This window comes from Caballeronia zhejiangensis, assembly GCF_000698575.1.
Taxonomy (GTDB): Bacteria; Pseudomonadota; Gammaproteobacteria; order Burkholderiales; family Burkholderiaceae; genus Caballeronia; species Caballeronia zhejiangensis.
In genome coordinates, this window is sequence record NZ_JFHD01000006.1 from 199,303 (window position 1) to 214,956 (window position 15,654).

The 15,654-nt window shown below is 64.1% G+C and carries 14 protein-coding genes; 6 read left to right on the forward strand and 8 right to left on the reverse strand.

Going from position 1 to position 15,654, the window contains the following annotated elements; translation table 11 throughout:
• Positions 1–14 precede the first annotated feature (14 nt).
• Positions 15–2,378 (forward strand): xanthine dehydrogenase molybdopterin binding subunit, encoded by a 2,364-nt coding sequence (gene xdhB, locus BG60_RS11670; RefSeq protein WP_034471603.1) that lies wholly within the window; start codon positions 15–17, stop codon positions 2,376–2,378.
• Positions 2,375–2,881, forward strand: a complete 507-nt coding sequence (gene xdhC, locus BG60_RS11675; protein ID WP_034471606.1) for a xanthine dehydrogenase accessory protein XdhC — start codon at positions 2,375–2,377, stop codon at positions 2,879–2,881. Before xdhB ends, xdhC begins: the two co-directional genes overlap by 4 nt.
• Before the next feature lie 14 nt (positions 2,882–2,895).
• On the opposite strand, the gene BG60_RS11680 is transcribed toward xdhC, so the two are convergent.
• The 4 genes from BG60_RS11680 to BG60_RS11695 all read right to left on the reverse strand — a co-directional run bounded on the left by BG60_RS11680 (position 2,896) and on the right by BG60_RS11695 (position 7,269).
• Positions 2,896–3,909 carry an AraC family transcriptional regulator gene (locus BG60_RS11680; RefSeq protein ID WP_235366361.1) on the reverse strand — a complete coding sequence of 338 codons (1,014 nt, stop codon included), beginning with the start codon at positions 3,907–3,909 and terminating at the stop codon, positions 2,896–2,898.
• Positions 3,875–4,861 (reverse strand): LysR family transcriptional regulator, encoded by a 987-nt coding sequence (locus BG60_RS11685; protein ID WP_034471609.1) that lies wholly within the window; start codon positions 4,859–4,861, stop codon positions 3,875–3,877. Before BG60_RS11685 ends, BG60_RS11680 begins: the two co-directional genes overlap by 35 nt.
• Positions 4,862–4,994: 133 nt before the next feature.
• On the reverse strand, positions 4,995–5,654 hold the full coding sequence (locus tag BG60_RS11690; protein ID WP_008342696.1) for a 2-hydroxychromene-2-carboxylate isomerase: 660 nt from the start codon (positions 5,652–5,654) through the stop codon (positions 4,995–4,997).
• A gap of 139 nt (positions 5,655–5,793) precedes the next feature.
• On the reverse strand, positions 5,794–7,269 hold the full coding sequence (locus BG60_RS11695) for a TAXI family TRAP transporter solute-binding subunit (RefSeq protein ID WP_034471705.1): 1,476 nt from the start codon (positions 7,267–7,269) through the stop codon (positions 5,794–5,796).
• A gap of 627 nt (positions 7,270–7,896) precedes the next feature.
• Between BG60_RS11695 and BG60_RS11700 the strand changes: the two genes are divergently transcribed.
• Together BG60_RS11700 and BG60_RS11705 are read left to right on the forward strand one after the other, a co-directional pair.
• Positions 7,897–8,268, forward strand: coding sequence for a BON domain-containing protein (locus BG60_RS11700; RefSeq protein ID WP_008342692.1), 372 nt, complete (start codon positions 7,897–7,899; stop codon positions 8,266–8,268).
• Between the two features lie 225 nt (positions 8,269–8,493).
• A complete protein-coding gene (locus tag BG60_RS11705) occupies positions 8,494–10,641 on the forward strand; it encodes a D-(-)-3-hydroxybutyrate oligomer hydrolase (RefSeq protein ID WP_051996492.1) in 2,148 nt (715 codons plus the stop codon).
• 4 nt (positions 10,642–10,645) lie between these two features.
• Here BG60_RS11705 and BG60_RS11710 read toward each other — a convergent pair whose 3' ends face one another.
• Positions 10,646–11,410 (reverse strand): DUF2242 domain-containing protein, encoded by a 765-nt coding sequence (locus tag BG60_RS11710; RefSeq protein ID WP_034471610.1) that lies wholly within the window; start codon positions 11,408–11,410, stop codon positions 10,646–10,648.
• Between the two features lie 172 nt (positions 11,411–11,582).
• Positions 11,583–11,933 carry a DUF4148 domain-containing protein gene (locus BG60_RS11715; RefSeq protein ID WP_034471613.1) on the reverse strand — a complete coding sequence of 117 codons (351 nt, stop codon included), beginning with the start codon at positions 11,931–11,933 and terminating at the stop codon, positions 11,583–11,585.
• A 384-nt stretch (positions 11,934–12,317) separates the two neighbouring features.
• Here BG60_RS11715 and BG60_RS11720 point away from each other — a divergent pair, with 384 nt between their 5' ends.
• Both BG60_RS11720 and groL read left to right on the forward strand, forming a co-directional pair.
• Positions 12,318–12,608: a co-chaperone GroES gene (locus BG60_RS11720; protein WP_006999126.1), complete on the forward strand. Its 291-nt coding sequence runs from the start codon at positions 12,318–12,320 to the stop codon at positions 12,606–12,608.
• A gap of 95 nt (positions 12,609–12,703) precedes the next feature.
• Positions 12,704–14,344 (forward strand): chaperonin GroEL, encoded by a 1,641-nt coding sequence (groL, locus tag BG60_RS11725; RefSeq protein WP_008342681.1) that lies wholly within the window; start codon positions 12,704–12,706, stop codon positions 14,342–14,344.
• A 98-nt stretch (positions 14,345–14,442) separates the two neighbouring features.
• Here groL and BG60_RS11730 read toward each other — a convergent pair whose 3' ends face one another.
• Both BG60_RS11730 and BG60_RS11735 read right to left on the reverse strand, forming a co-directional pair.
• Entirely contained in the window at positions 14,443–14,835 is a 393-nt protein-coding gene (locus tag BG60_RS11730) for a hypothetical protein (RefSeq protein ID WP_034471615.1), read from the reverse strand.
• A gap of 23 nt (positions 14,836–14,858) precedes the next feature.
• A complete protein-coding gene (locus BG60_RS11735; RefSeq protein WP_034471618.1) occupies positions 14,859–15,638 on the reverse strand; it encodes a DUF72 domain-containing protein in 780 nt (259 codons plus the stop codon).
• Between the last annotated feature and the right edge of the window lie 16 nt (positions 15,639–15,654).

Consider the following 15,654-nt stretch of genomic DNA (forward strand, 5'->3'; position numbering starts at 1 on the left):
AGGAGCAAAAAAACATGAATCAGCAAGCAGAAGCATTCATCGCCGACGCTCAGTCGCTCGCGAACGAAATCGACGCTTTCAAGCAGGTCCACGTATCGCGTCCGCATGAGTCGGCGCATCTGCACGTGAGCGGGCGCGCGAGCTATACCGACGACATTCCGCTCGTCGCGGGCACGCTGCACGCCGCGCTCGGCACGAGCCCGAAGGCGCACGCGAAGATCGTATCGATGAACTTCGACGCCGTGCGCGCGACGCCGGGCGTGGTCGCCGTCTTCACCGCCGAGGACATTCCCGGCGTGAACGATTGCGGCCCGATCATCCACGACGATCCGGTCCTGGCTCAGGGCATCGTGCAGTTCGTCGGCCAGCCGATGTTCATCGTCGTCGCGACGTCGCACGATACGGCGCGCTTGGCCGCGCGTCGCGCGACCATCGAATTCGAAGACCTCGTGCCGATTCTCACGCCCGAAGACGCGCGCAAAGCGGAATCGTACGTGCTCAATCCGCTGAAGCTCGCGCGCGGCGACGCCGAGAGCCGCATGTCGAAAGCCGCGCATCACGAGCGCGGCGCGATGAAGCTCGGCGGCCAGGAACAGTTCTATCTCGAAGGCCAGATCGCCTATGCCGTGCCGAAGGAGGACGACGGCATGCACGTCTACTGCTCGACGCAGCATCCGACGGAAATGCAGCATCTCGTCGCGCATGTGCTGAACGTGCATTCGCATAACGTGCTGGTCGAATGCCGTCGCATGGGCGGCGGATTCGGCGGCAAGGAATCGCAGTCGGGCATTTTCGCGTGCTGCGCGGCGCTCGCCGCATGGAAGTTGCTGTGTCCGGTCAAGCTGCGTCCGGACCGCGACGACGACATGATGATCACCGGCAAGCGTCACGACTTCGTGTACGACTTCGAAGTCGGCTACGACGACGACGGCAAGATCGAAGGCGTGTCCGTCGACATGACGTCGCGCTGCGGTTTCTCCGCGGATTTGTCGGGCCCGGTGATGACGCGCGCCGTCTGCCATTTCGACAACGCGTACTGGCTCTCGGACGTGAAGATCGCAGGCTATTGCGGCAAGACCAACACGCAGTCGAACACCGCGTTTCGCGGCTTTGGCGGGCCGCAGGGCGCGTTCGCGATCGAATACATTCTGGATAACGTCGCGCGTGCGGTCGGAAAGGATTCGCTCGACGTGCGCCGCGCGAATCTCTACGGCAAGACGGAAAACAACAAGACGCCTTACGGCCAGACGGTCGAGGACAACGTCATCCACGAACTGATCGCCGAACTCGAAGAGACGAGCGAATATCGCAAGCGCCGCGCGGCCATCGACGAATTCAACGCGAACAACGCAATCCTGAAGAAGGGCCTCGCGCTGACGCCGGTGAAGTTCGGCATCGCGTTCAACGTGACGCACTTCAACCAGGCGGGTGCGCTGGTTCACATCTACACCGACGGCTCGATGCTCGTGAATCACGGCGGCACCGAAATGGGCCAGGGCCTGAACACGAAGGTCGCGCAAGTCGTCGCGCACGAACTCGGCGTGAACTTCGAGCGCGTGCGCGTGACGGCGACGGATACGAGCAAGGTCGCGAATACATCGGCGACGGCGGCATCGACCGGCACCGATCTCAACGGCAAGGCCGCGCAGGACGCCGCGCGCCAGTTGCGCGAGCGGCTCGCGAAGTTCGCGGCGGAGAAGTTCGGCGGCGGCACCGTCACGCCGGCGCAAGTGCGCTTCGCGAACGACCGCGTGATCGTCGGCGACGATGCCATTCCGTTCGGCGAAGTCGTCCAGAAGGCATATCTCGCGCGCGTGCAGTTGTGGTCCGACGGCTTCTACGCGACGCCCAAGCTCCACTGGGATGCAGCGACGATGCAAGGCCGTCCGTTCTACTACTACTCGTATGGCGCGGCAGTGTCGGAAGTGGTGATCGACACGCTCACCGGCGAAATGCGCGTGCTGCGCGCGGATGCGTTGCATGACGTGGGCGCGTCGCTGAATCCGGCGCTCGACAAGGGCCAGGTGGAAGGCGCGTTCGTGCAGGGCATGGGCTGGCTGACGACGGAAGAGCTGTGGTGGGACGACAACGGCAAGCTGATGACGCACGCGCCGTCGACCTACAAGATTCCGACGACCAACGACATGCCCGCCGATTTCCGCGTCGATCTCTTCAAGAATCGCAACGTGGAGGACAGCATCCATCGTTCGAAGGCCGTCGGCGAACCGCCGTTGCTGCTGCCGTTCTCGGTGTTCTTCGCGATCCGCGATGCCGTTTCCGCTGTCGGCGATCACAAGATCAATCCGCCGCTCAACGCGCCCGCGACGGCCGAAGAAATCCTGAAGGCGGTGAATGCGGTGAGGAGCGCGCGCTCATGATGCACGTCGTCCTGTTCGGCGCGGGCCACGTCGGCCACGCGCTCGTGAAGGTGCTCGGCACGTTGCCGTGCGTCGTGCAATGGGTCGATGCGCGCGACGAACTTTTCCCCGACGAAGTGCCGGCGAACGTGCAGATCGAAGCGACCGATCTGCCCGACGCGATCGTCGACGAAGCGCCGCCGGGCGCGTACTTCATCGTGATGACGCACGATCATTCGCTCGACTTTTCGCTGACGCAACGCATCATGCGGCGCGACGACTTCGCTTACTTCGGGCTGATCGGCTCGAAGACGAAGCGCGTCAAGTTCGAGCGGCGATTGATGGAGCGTGGTGTGGCGGCGGACCGGCTGCCGGAGATCACGTGTCCGATCGGCGTGGAAGGGATCGTCGACAAGGCGCCGTGGTCGATCGGGCTCGCCGTTGCCGCGCAACTGCTGCGCGTGCGGGAGATGACGGCGAGGTTCGGAACGCCGGCGGTGAACGCAGCGCATCTTTCCGCCTGAGCCACGATGACGCTTCAAGCGATGCCGTTGGTCTGTCTGAAGCGTCCCGGCGCGACGCCATAAAGCTCCTTGAACCGCTTCGAAAACGCCGCTTCGGACTGATACCCCACATCGGCCGCGACATCCGCGATGCTCTTTTTCGTATGCGTGAGCATCGTGCTGGCGAGCTGCATCCGCACATGACTCAGCAACGCGAGCGGCGAGCTGTCCGAATGCGCAGAGAACGCGCGCATGAACGTGGCGCGCGACATCGCCGCTTCCTTGGCGAGCATCTCCAGCGTCCACGGTTCGGCGGGGCGCTCGAGCATCGCGATGATCGATGCGCCCAGCCGCCGGTTCGCCAGCAAGCCGAGCACGCCCGCCAATGACGGCTGTCCGTCGAGCCACGCGCGCAGCACCATCGTGAAGAGCGCGGTCGATAGCGCCGTGACGATCGACGGCGCGCCCAGTTGCGCATCTTCCGCTTCGCGGCGCATCGTCTGGACGAGCGGCGCGAGATAGGACGCCGACGCGTTCGAGAACGATACGTGCACGACATCCGGCAGGACGTCGATCAGAAGCGCGCGCGGCGCGTAGAGAAAGCGCCCGCACAGCAAGTCCACGCCCGGCGGCTGCCCGCCGCAATTGCTTCTCACCGTGACCGCGCCGTTGTCGCGCGCTTCCATCTCGACTTTGGACGAGCCGCCTTCGCGCGCCTTGATGCTCAGCACATGCGCGTCTCCGCGCGGCAGAAAGAAAATGTCGCCCGCCGTCAGTTCGAGCGGCGCGTGACCTTTGCGCACGACGGTGCACGCGCCGTCGAGCACGACGTGATAAACCGCTTCGCCGGCGGGCGCGGGCGCGTGATCCAGTTCCAGCGGGCCGCTCAGCAGGCAGCGCAGATCGAGCGCGCCGGCAAGGCTCGCAAGCTGAATCAGTTTGTCGAGAGCATCCATGTGAGCGGGCGGGCAGAAGGTGTCGTTCGGATAGTACCGAAGTCCCGCCGCGCGTGCGTTACTTCGCGGCTTCGCCCAGTTCGGCGGTTTCATCGCCCGATGCCGCCGCCGCGACTTGCTTCCTGCCCGTGAGCGAGTCGGATACGGTCGACATCAGCGTGCGAAGCCAGGCGATATCCGTCGGCTGATCGGGCTGCGGCACGGAAAGCTGGTAGCACTTGATGCGCGGAAACGGTATCGGCGAGTCGAGCACGGCGAGCGGCAGCATCGCCGCATAGTGCTGGGCGAAGCGGCGCGGCGCGGTGAAGATGAGGTCCGACTGCAACAGCACCTGCGGCACGAGGCCGAAGTACGGAATCGTCGTGACGATGCGCCTTTCGATGCCCGCGCGCGCGAGCCCGATGTCGATCGGATGACGCCGGCCGCCGCTATACGGCGTCGGCGCGAGGTGCGCGGCGAGCGCGTAGCGTTCCGCCGTCAGCGGTTCGCGCGCGAGCGGATGATTCGCACGCATCAGGCAGACGAATACGTCGCTGAAAAGATCCTGGCGTTCGAAGCGCGGCTCGGGCTTCGTCCAGTTCGCGACCATCAGATCGATTTCGCCTTCGTCAAGCATGCGCTCGTGATCGCGCATCGGATTCAGCGACTCGATCTCTAGACGCGCATTGGGCGCTGCGTCGCGAAAAGCGGCGACGAGCGTCGGCATGAAGAAATCGTTCAGATAATCAGGCGCGGCCACGCGGAACGTGCGGCGCGAGCTTCGCGGGTCGAAATCCCCGTGCGGCGTCGCGACGAATTCCACTTCGCGCAATGCGCGTTGCGCGGGCGCGAGCAGCGATTCGCCGTATTCGGTCGGCACCATGCCCTGTTTGCCGCGCACGAGAATCGGGTCGTTCAGGATCTCGCGCAGACGGCGCAGCGCGGTGCTGATCGCCGGTTGCGTCTGGTTCAGCCGCTGCGCGGTCTGCGTCACGCTGCGCTCCAGCAGCAAGGTGCGCAGCACGCGGATGAGCCAGATGTCGAGTGAGTCGGCGGGATCGTTCATGGCAAGCAAGTGAATTCAGGACGCGCGGGCGCGAACTCGCGAGCCCTAAAGCCGAAGTAAACCGCTTATCCAATTTTGACGCCATAGCAGGCGCGCTATGCACGGCATAGGCGCGTCCGCCATCCGGCCGCCGTCAGCTGAAATCGGCGTCTTTCGGCGCGATCGGCAGCGCGCTGATGCGCTTCACTTCCGCGCCGTCGAGCCAGTTCGGCGAGCGCGCGACGTAGAGCACCATCGGCAGCGTGTCTTCGCCCCAGAAGATCTGGTCGTTGACGAGGAAAGTCGGCACGCCGAACACGCCCATCGCTACGGCGCGGTCGTTGTTGTCGCGCAGCTTCGCCTTGACGTCCTCATCCTCGATGCGCGTCACGGCCTCCGGCATGCCGACGTGCTCGCACAACGCCTTGAAGCCTTCCGGCGTCGCGGGATCGCGCCCTTCGCGCCAGATGTAGCGGAAGATTTCGCGCACGCGGGCGATGTCGCCGTCGGCGAGCACGGCAAGACGCAGCGCCTTGCTCGTATCGAACGGATGGGCGGGCGGCATCTTGAACGGAATGCCGAGCTGCTCCGCGCGAAACAGCGCGTGCCGGTAGGTGAAGACGCGCTTGGACGGAATCGTCGCGGCGTGCGGCTGGCCCCAGCGGTCGAGCAGCTTCATCAACTGGACGGGCACGAGCTCGAACGGCATGTCGGGCCACTTCTCATGCTGCTCCAGCAGCAAGTACGAAAACGGCGATATGAAGTCGAAGAAAAAGTACGGATGACCGGTGCTGGTCGAATGCGGGGCACTCATGTTCCCTTCTCCCTGAGATTCCGTGGCTTTGCTCGCGCGGCGGCGGGCTCTGAGCCGCATCTGTTCGTTTTTTGTCGTGTCCTGCATGACGGATGCAGCGCGCGGCGTCGCATCCTTTTTAACGTTTCTCCAACAGATATTACGTGCTGCCTTGCTCCGTGTCTGCTCGGCGAACGACACCGGCCGCATGCTGTTGCGCCATGTCGCGCGCGCGGGTTTGGTCGGCCGGGGCGACCGGCGCGTGCGCGAGACGCTCCCGCACGAAACCGATGTGCTCGCGCAGCACGTAGAACTGATCGGCGAACGCGAGCGGCATCTTCATGCGATTGACGGCCGTTTCGATCGCGTCGATGCGGTCGAGCAGGGCGTCGCGCTGCGCGGTGTCGGGGCCGCTGATCGCTTCCCGCTCTATCGCAATCAGCGCGCCATACCAGCGGTAGATGCGCGATTTCACGCGCCATCGATACAGCCCTGGCACGAGCCGCAAGCCCGGAATCAGCACGACGATCAGCGGCACCAGCACGACCAGCACGCGATCCGCGAGACTCGCGACCCAGAACGGCAGCGAACGGTACAGAAAGCTCTTGCCCGATTTGTAATAGCGCTCGGCGTTGTCGCTGATGCGGAATTCGTGCACGAGCGGCGCGGGGAATTCGTTCGCCCGCTGCAGAAGATTCGCGCGCCCGTGCACCTCGCGCGCGGCTTCGATCAGCAGATCGGAGAGCGCCGGATGCAGGCTGTCGCGCGCGACCAGTTCGGCGGTCGGCGCGATCATGTGGACCGCGCGCGGCGGCAGGTTGCGGGCGAAATCGAAGGCGCCCATCGGCAAGTCGATTTCTGTCAGATACGGAAAACGGCGCGCGTAGGCGTCGGCCTGGGCGAAATCCATGAAGCGGATGCCCGACGTGCGCAGGAGCTTCGCCATCGTCGGCGGCTGCGCGGAGTCGCCGGTCAGAAAGGCTGCGTCGATCTGGCCGTCTTCGAGCGCTTTCGCCGCTTCGTCGCCGGCGAGCGGCAGCAGTTCCGTGTCGCCGCCCGGCTCGATGCCGTTCGCCTTCAGCAGATTCAGCGCGAGCACGCGCGTGCCGCTGCCTTCCGCGCCGATCGCGAGCCGCCTGCCCTTCAGCTCCGACAATCGGCTGACGACCGTCGCGCCGCGATAGAACACCGCGAGCGGCACGTAGGACACGCTGCCGAGCGATTCCAGATTGTCGTGCGTCGCGCCCGGCTTGGTCAGGCCGCCCTGCACGAAGCCGACGTCGACGTTCGATTTCGGGTCTTCGAGGCGCGTCAGGTTATCGAGCGAGCCTTGCGTCTCGAGGATGTTCAGCGTCACGCGGTTGCGCGCGAGGATCGTCTTGTATTTCTGCGCGCTCGTCCAGAACGAGCTGCCTTTCGGGCCGGCGGCGATGGTCAGCGTGCTCGGCGGCGCGGGCTGGATCAGCCGCACGGCGGCATAGAGCGCGGCCGCGCACACGAGCAGAATCGGTCCGAAGGTGAGCGCGAGATCGCGCCATGAGATCGCGACGAAGCGCGCGCCGATTCTCGGCAAGGGCTTGCGTTTGGGCGGGACGTCCGGATCGTGGCCCGGATTGTTTCCTGAAGGGTGGGTCATCTGGTCGGTAATCTTGAAACTTCGTGCGTGCGAGCTTACCCGATCGCGATGCGCCCACGTCTGCCCGAACGTGTTCGACGAGGCGCGCGAGCGGCGCGTCCGGACGGCCGGCATGGCGTCGATGGTACATGAGGTCGCGCGTCGCCCGGATGACCGCGGGCCCGGCGCGCCGTGTGACAGGCGTGTGTAGAAAGCGCGCGCGCTGTTGCTTGCGAACGGCGTCGCATATGGCCGCATTGTTAAATGCTTTGCGCTAATGGCCGCGCTGGGCTAAATTGACGTTCGCCGCCGCACGACAAGGCTCCTCGCGCGCCGCAACCCGGAATGTGGGTTCGCGGACTGCCAAGCAGGGACCATGCGGCAGGTCATATTCGAGCCGGCGGGCGTCATCGCCCGAAAAAAACGGCCGTGATTTGTTTCGATCGCCAGTCTCTCGCAGCACCGTGAGCCGCATCCGCCGGCTTGTCGCCGCTATTCCCGCGTCAGTTTCAGGCGCCGGGCGCGCGCGGTCACGGTCAGCCGCTCGATGTCGTTGCCCAGCCGCTGGGAATGCGGCCCGCTTTTGAAGTGCAAAACGAGCGAAGTAGCAACTGTGCGAAGTCAACAAGCGAAACAAAAGGAGAAATCATGAAAGCAGTCGATCTGTTGAAGGCGCTGGGCGTGGTGGTGTGCGTGGCCGTGGCATCGAGCGCCTATGCGCAATCGAGCGACGCGGCGGCCACGAGCACCGACTCGGCAGCGGCGGCCAAGGCTCAGAAATCCGCGACCAAGAAAACCGATCGCAAGCTCGGCTACGACGTGCGCCGCGCGCTGTCGAAGGCGCAGGGCTTCGACGTGTCGAACGTGTTCGTGCGCGCGCGCAGCGGCGCAGTCACGCTGACCGGCACGGTGCCGGAAGGCGGCCAGATCGCCCAGGCTGAAGAAGTGGCGAAGGGCGTGCCGGGCGTGAAGTCGGTTTCCAACAAGCTCACGCTCGGCGTTCAAGGCGGCGGGCAATAATACGCGTCACAGGCAGTGGGCGGCATCCGTGATGCCGCAAGCTTCGCTCGTCTGGCGGGCGTTTGAACGGGCTCCGGCGTCTCCGCCGGGGCCCGTTGTCGTTTGGCGCTTTTATCGCCGGCGCGCATGAAATCAGGTGTAACTGGCGTTCGATCGGCGCGATACTCGCATTGTCGATCGCTTGAAAATCGCATCACTCAATCGGAACGGATGGCGGAGATTCAAATGAAAAGACTCGCGCGTTTCCCGAGGTTGCAGGCTTTGCAGGAGGTACCGCGAACGGCCGCGCTCGGCGCGCTGGCGTTGCTGGCGGCGGCGACACTAGCCGCATGCCACGGCGGCGATGACGACAACGGCGGCGGCGGCCAGCCGGCCAACAGCTTGCCGAGCTTCATCTCGGGCTCGGTCAACACCCAGACTTACGACGGCGTCTCCGACGATTTGCTCACGGCCGGTCTCGGCAAGACGGGGCTCGCGTCGGCGACCGCGCCGACGTTCGCGAAGCCCGCCGCGCCGACGGCAGCCGAATTACGCCGTCTCGCGATCTATTCGAACTACCGCGCGCTCGTCGACATGTCGGCGAACGGCGGCTACGGCCGCTTCTGGGGGCCGAATATCGATTTGAACGGCAACGACTCGCTCGGCGAAGGCAAGATCGCGGGCAAGGAGTACATCGCCTATGCGGACGATGGCAGCGGCAGGCAGAACGTGAGCCTGCTCGTGCAGATCCCGACGAGCTTCAATCCGGACCAGCCGTGCATCGTCACGGCGACGTCATCGGGATCGCGCGGCGTCTACGGTGCGATTTCGGCGGCGGGCGAGTGGGGCCTCAAGCGCGGCTGCGCGGTCGCCTACACGGACAAGGGCAGCGGCAACGGCGCGCAGGAAATTTCGACGACGCTCGTGACGCTCATCGACGGCACGCTCGCCAGTGCGGACATCGCCGGAACCAAGGCGATTTTTAAGGCGAACGTGAGCCCGTCCGCGCTGTCGTCGTTCAATTCGGCGTTCCCGAATCGCTACGCGTACAAGCACGCGCATTCGCAGCAAAACCCGGAGCAGGACTGGGGCAAGAACACGCTGCAGGCGATCCAGTTCGCGTACTGGGCGCTCAACGACATGTTCGGGCCGGTCAGCGGATCGACGCATCAGGTGCGCTACAGCAAGGGCAGCATCACGACGATCGCGGCATCGGTGAGCAACGGCGGCGGCGCATCGCTGGCGGCGGCGGAACAGGACACCGATGGCTGGATCACGGCGGTCGTCGTCGGCGAGCCGCAGATCAATCTGAATTTGCCGTCGCAGGTTTCGGTGCGGCAGGGCGGCGTGCCGGTCGGCTCGTTCGGCAGGCCGCTCGCGGATTACATGACGCTCGCGAACCTGCTGCAGCCGTGCGCGGCGCTCGCGCCCGCTGCGGCAGGCGCGCCGTATCTGACGACGCTTCTGCCCGCCACAACCAACGCGATCCGCACGGCGCGCTGTGCGACGCTTGCCGCCAACGGCTTCGTCTCGGGCGGCACGACGACGGAGCAGGCGACCGATGCGCTGAACCGTCTGCATCAGGCAGGCTACGAGAGCGATTCCGACACGCTGCACGCGCCGATGTGGGATTCGCAGGCGGTCCCGGCCGTCGCTGTGACTTACGCCGATGCGTACATGAAAGCGAGCGTGCTCGACAATCTCTGCGAGTTCAGCTTCGGCACGACCAGCGCGGCGACGGGCGCGGCCGGCGTCACGCCGCTCGTCTCGCCGATGCCGACGATCTTCGGCAACGGCAACGGCGTGCCGCCGACCAACGGCATCAACCTGGTCTACAACGCGGGAACGACGGGCGCGGCGGATCATCGGCTGGCGACGCCCGATGCGAGCTACGCGGGCGCCGCCTGCCTGCGCGCGTTATGGACGAACGGCAACGCGACGATGGCGGGCAGCGTCAATGCGATCCGCGTGAACGCGAATCTCCGCGGCAAGCCCGCGATCATCGTGCAGGGCCGGGCGGATGCGCTCGTGCCGATCAATCATGCGTCGCGGCCGTATCTGGGTGCGAATCGCGTGGCGGAGGGAAGCAAGAGCCAGCTTTCGCTGTATGAGATCACGAACGGTCAGCACTTCGACGCGTTCCTGAGCGTGGCAGGCTTCGACACGCGCTTCATTCCGATCCACTACTACGACATTCAGGCGCTCAACCTGATGTGGAACCACCTGAAGAACAACGCGCCGCTGCCGCCGTCGCAGGTGGTGCGGACGGTCGCGCGCGGCGGCAAGGCGGGTTCGGCGCCCGCCCTCACGACGTCGAATCTGCCGCCCATCGCGACCGATCCCGGCGCGAACGCGATCTCGGTGGCGGGCGGCATCGTCAACGTGCCGAACTGACGGTTCAGTGCGTCACGGTGGCCGCGGGCACTGCGGCCGCCGACGCCGCCGGGACTTCCGATGCGCCAGCCGCAGCCGCAGGCGCATCCGCATCCGGCCTCTGGATCGCGGTCGCGGCGGCGGGCGCCTGCACGACGATGGGCGTCGGCGTCAGCTCGGGCGAGCTCACGATGATCGACGGCGCGAGCGGCTTGCTTTTCACTTCGTCGCCGGCGACGGGCGCGCTGCGCGGCACCGTGTTCAGATAGTGGCCCATCAGACCGAAGAAGCGGTCATAGAACTTGCCGGCGGGCACGGTCTCGCTGGAAATCTTGACCATCGCGTCGCTGTTCGAGCGGATCGGCAGCGACAGCGAGCCGAGCACGCTCAAGCCCACGCTCGCGGACGTGTCGCTCTTCTTGAGCGCATAGCCGTCCTGCACGGCGTTCACGTACGCGATGCTTTGGTTCGTCGCGTTTTCGCCGGGCGTGCAAACGACGTGGAACGAGACGACGACGTGCGTTTCGGCGCTCGGCTGGAAATTCTTGGTCGCGTCGACGGTGTCGGGCTGGCCCATCGTCGTGAGAAACCCTTGCGACAGCAGCGCACGCCGCGCGGCCTCGCAGGTTTCGTTGACGGTGGCGTCGAAATTGTGCGCGAACGGGCTCACACCGGTGCTGAACAGCTCCTGCTGATAGCTCGGCGTGGTGGCGGCGCGGCCGCCGCACCCGACAAGGGCGGTCAGCGCGAGCGACACGAACACGAGACGCGACGATGCGAGAGATGACATGAGCGGCTTAAGACGGAGAGCGAGAGGAACGAAGGGAGGCAGGTGAAGATTGTAGTGCCAGCGGTATCACCGACGAAAAAGCATAGGTCTTAGTTCCTTCAGCAAGCGAAAAGCCCGGCATGCGAGGCCGGGCTTCGTCGGATGCGGCGTCGCGCGCCGCTTTGCATTTCGCTTACGGGCGATTGAAGTCGACCGGATTGGCATCGGCGGCGGGACGGACGATACGGCTCAAAAAGCCGACGCGCGCCGGCTTCCCCGATGCCGACGCGCCATCGCTCACGCCGCCAAACGACGCGTTCGATGCGCTTTGTTGCGCGGCCACGCGCGCTTCGGCGGCCTGAATCTCGGCGGGATACGTGGCTTGATCGGCCATCGGCTTGTAGCCGGCGCGTTCGAGTTGAACGAGTTCGGCGCGCACTTGCGCACGGGTGGCAGGCCCGTCTTCGCGCGCTTGCGCGAAAGCCGGCGCGGCGAGTACGGCTGCAATGGCGATGGCGGGAACGATTGATTTGAACTTGAACATGATGACCTCCGGATGCTGTTTTAAGGAACGTCGCGGCGGAGTGTGTGTCTTTCCGTTGCTTCGTCGTTGAGATGCAGTCTAGGCTCCGGACGACCTAGGAAAAACCCTAATCCGACGAAATCACTTTTGTCGAATCGGCATTAATTCTGTCAATCGATTCTAAGTTTCGATTGATTTGATTTCCGCCTGTGGACGCAGTGCCGTTTTTCAAGAGCCAAGCTGCTTAAGCGTTTTCCCGGCCTTCGCGTCCTTGAAATTGTCAAAGCCGCTCCATATAATTGGCACTCACTGCACGAGAGTGCTAACAAGATTGCCGTCCGGCGAGTTTCTTCTCAAAGGACGGGTTTTCCCGCGTTTTCAGTCTCAATCAAGAGAGGAGTGTGTATGAACCTTCGTCCTTTGCACGATCGCGTCATCGTCAAACGTCTGGACCAGGAAACCAAGACCGCATCGGGCATCGTGATCCCTGAAGCAGCCGCTGAGAAGCCGGATCAAGGCGAAGTCCTGGCCATCGGCCCGGGCAAGCGCGATGACAAGGGCGCGCAAATCGCCCTCGACGTGAAGGTCGGCGACCGTGTTCTGTTCGGCAAGTACGCTGGCCAGACCGTCAAGGTCGACGGGCAAGAACTGCTCGTCATGCGCGAAGAAGACATCATGGCCGTTCTGGTCAAGTAAGCATCCTTCCTGCACGTTCGGCTTCGTCTGCCTGAGCCGCTCCTCCGAGCGCCGCAGCGAAGCCAGCAAACCGAATCGAATCAAGGAGTTTGGATATGGCAGCTAAAGAAGTCACTTTTGGCGATTCCGCACGCGCCAAGATGGTCGAAGGCGTGAACATCCTGGCCAACGCGGTCAAGGTCACGCTGGGTCCGAAGGGCCGCAACGTCGTGCTCGAGCGCTCTTTCGGCGGCCCGACGGTCACGAAGGACGGTGTGTCGGTCGCGAAGGAAATCGAACTGAAGGACAAGCTTCAGAACATGGGCGCGCAAATGGTCAAGGAAGTTGCTTCCAAGACCAGCGACAACGCAGGTGACGGCACCACGACCGCTACCGTGCTCGCGCAATCCATCGTTCGCGAAGGCATGAAGTACGTCGCATCGGGCATGAACCCGATGGACCTGAAGCGCGGCATCGACAAGGCCGTGGCTGCAGCAATCGAAGAACTGCGCAAGATCAGCAAGCCCTGCACGACGAACAAGGAAATCGCGCAAGTCGGTTCGATCTCGGCGAACAGCGACACGTCGATCGGCGAGCGCATCGCTGAAGCGATGGACAAGGTCGGCAAGGAAGGCGTCATCACCGTCGAAGACGGCAAGTCGCTGCAAGACGAGCTGGACGTTGTCGAAGGTATGCAATTCGACCGCGGCTACCTGTCGCCGTACTTCATCAACAACCCGGACAAGCAAGTCGCCGTCCTTGAAAACCCGTTCGTGCTGCTGCACGACAAGAAGGTTTCGAACATCCGCGATCTGCTGCCGGTTCTGGAACAAGTCGCGAAGGCTGGCCGTCCGCTGCTGATCATCGCTGAAGACGTCGAAGGCGAAGCGCTGGCTACGCTGGTCGTCAACAACATCCGCGGCATCCTGAAGACGGTTGCTGTTAAGGCTCCGGGCTTCGGCGACCGCCGCAAGGCCATGCTGGAAGACATCGCGATCCTGACCGGCGGTCAAGTCGTCGCGGAAGAAACCGGCCTGACGCTCGAGAAGGCAACGCTGGCTGAACTGGGCCAGGCGAAGCGCATCGAAGTGGGCAAGGAAAACACGACGATCATCGACGGCGCTGGCGAAGCCGTGAACATCGAAGCTCGCGTGAAGCAAGTGCGCAAGCAGATCGAAGAAGCGACGTCGGACTACGACCGTGAGAAGCTGCAAGAGCGCGTGGCCAAGCTGGCCGGCGGCGTTGCGGTGATCAAGGTCGGCGCTGCGACCGAAGTCGAAATGAAGGAAAAGAAGGCACGTGTCGAAGACGCACTGCACGCAACGCGCGCAGCTGTGGAAGAAGGCATCGTGGCAGGCGGCGGCGTTGCGCTGATCCGCGCTCGCAAGGCGATCGACGGGCTGAAGGGCGCGAACGCAGACCAGGACGCTGGTATCAAAATCGTTCTGCGCGCAATGGAAGAGCCGCTGCGCCAGATCGTCACGAACGGCGGCGAAGAAGCTTCGGTCGTGGTGGCAGCAGTTGCTCAAGGTACGGGCAACTACGGCTATAACGCGGCAACCGGCGAGTACGGTGACCTGGTGGAAGCCGGTGTCGTCGACCCGACGAAGGTGACGCGCACGGCGCTGCAAAACGCGGCATCGGTGGCTGGCCTGCTGCTGACGACCGACGCAGCTGTCGCCGAACTGCCGAAGGAAGATGCTCCGATGCCTGGCGGCATGCCCGGCGGCATGGGCGGCATGGGCATGGACATGTAATCTGGCGAAAGCCGATTACATCGGCGCGGGCTTCGAAAGAGGCTCGCGTCATGCCGAAAGAAGAAACCCGCAGCGATGCGGGTTTTTTTTCGTCCAGACTATTTGTTCATTTCCTCGCGCAACTTCTGCGCGGCGGCCTTGTAGTCGTACGTCGGATAGAACTCCGTCCGATATCCGCCCCATGCGGTGCTTTCGATTGCGCGGTTGACTTCGCGCAACCGGTCGGCGGGTACGCGCAACGTGACGACCTGACCGATTCCCATCATCACGTACCACGACACCACTTCGACGCCCGGCGGCGGAAACTGCTTGAAGTAGCCCTGCTCCTTCAACTGCTGATTGATCTGGGGCAGCGTCTTCGATTCGTCGTGCTTGAGGAAGATCGTCAGCAGGAACGTGCTATCGCCGGCGGGCGTGGCGTTCTGAGCGTGTGCCGGCGTGGTCGTGAAAATGCAAGATGCGGCGAGCGTGGCCGCAAGCAGCTTGAGCATCTGAGGAACCTCCAGAAAGAACTTCAGACCTTGTGATGAATGCGCAGCCGCTCAATCAGATGCAGCGCGTTGGGCTGCGCGTGGCCCTCGGCGGTGTTGTCGAAGATGCACCAGACTTCGGCCGTCTTCTTCGCGCGGTTGTGCAGCGTGCGCGCGAGTTCGTCGAGATACGTGTAGTCGTACGAAGACCTGTATAACTCGGGCGAGCCGTGCAGCCGCACATACACGAGCGATGCGTCCGCGCGATGCTTGATCTCGCATTCGTCGGGAATCGGGTCGGCGTCGACGTATGCAATGTGATGCGACTTCAGCAACGCTGCCGCGTGCGTCGTGAACCAGCTATGTTCGCGCGCCTCGCACGCGACCGGCAACGTCGTGCGCTCGCGCAGCGCCTTGAAAAACGCGTCGGCGATGTCGTGATCGAACGGCAGGCTCGGCGGCAATTGCACGAGCCAGCATCCGAGCTTGTCGCCGAGTTGGCCGGCCGCGCGGAGAAAGTCGTCGAGCAGCGATTCGATATCGACGAGACGCGCGTCGTGCGTGATCGCCTTCGGCAGCTTGACCGAGAACCGGAATGACTCGGGCACGCTGTGCGCCCAGTTCGCGTAGGTCTGCTCGCGATGCGGCTTGTAGAAACTGGAATTGATCTCGACGCACGTCAGAACGTGCGAGTAGCGTTCGAGATGAGTGCCTTCGTGCGGAAAGCTCGCGGAGACACCGCTCGACAGGCCCCAGCCCGCGCAGCCGATGCGGATCGCGCCTTGCGGGCCGGGCTTGTGCAGATGGGGCAGTCGGTATGGCATGCGCTCGCGTCGCCTC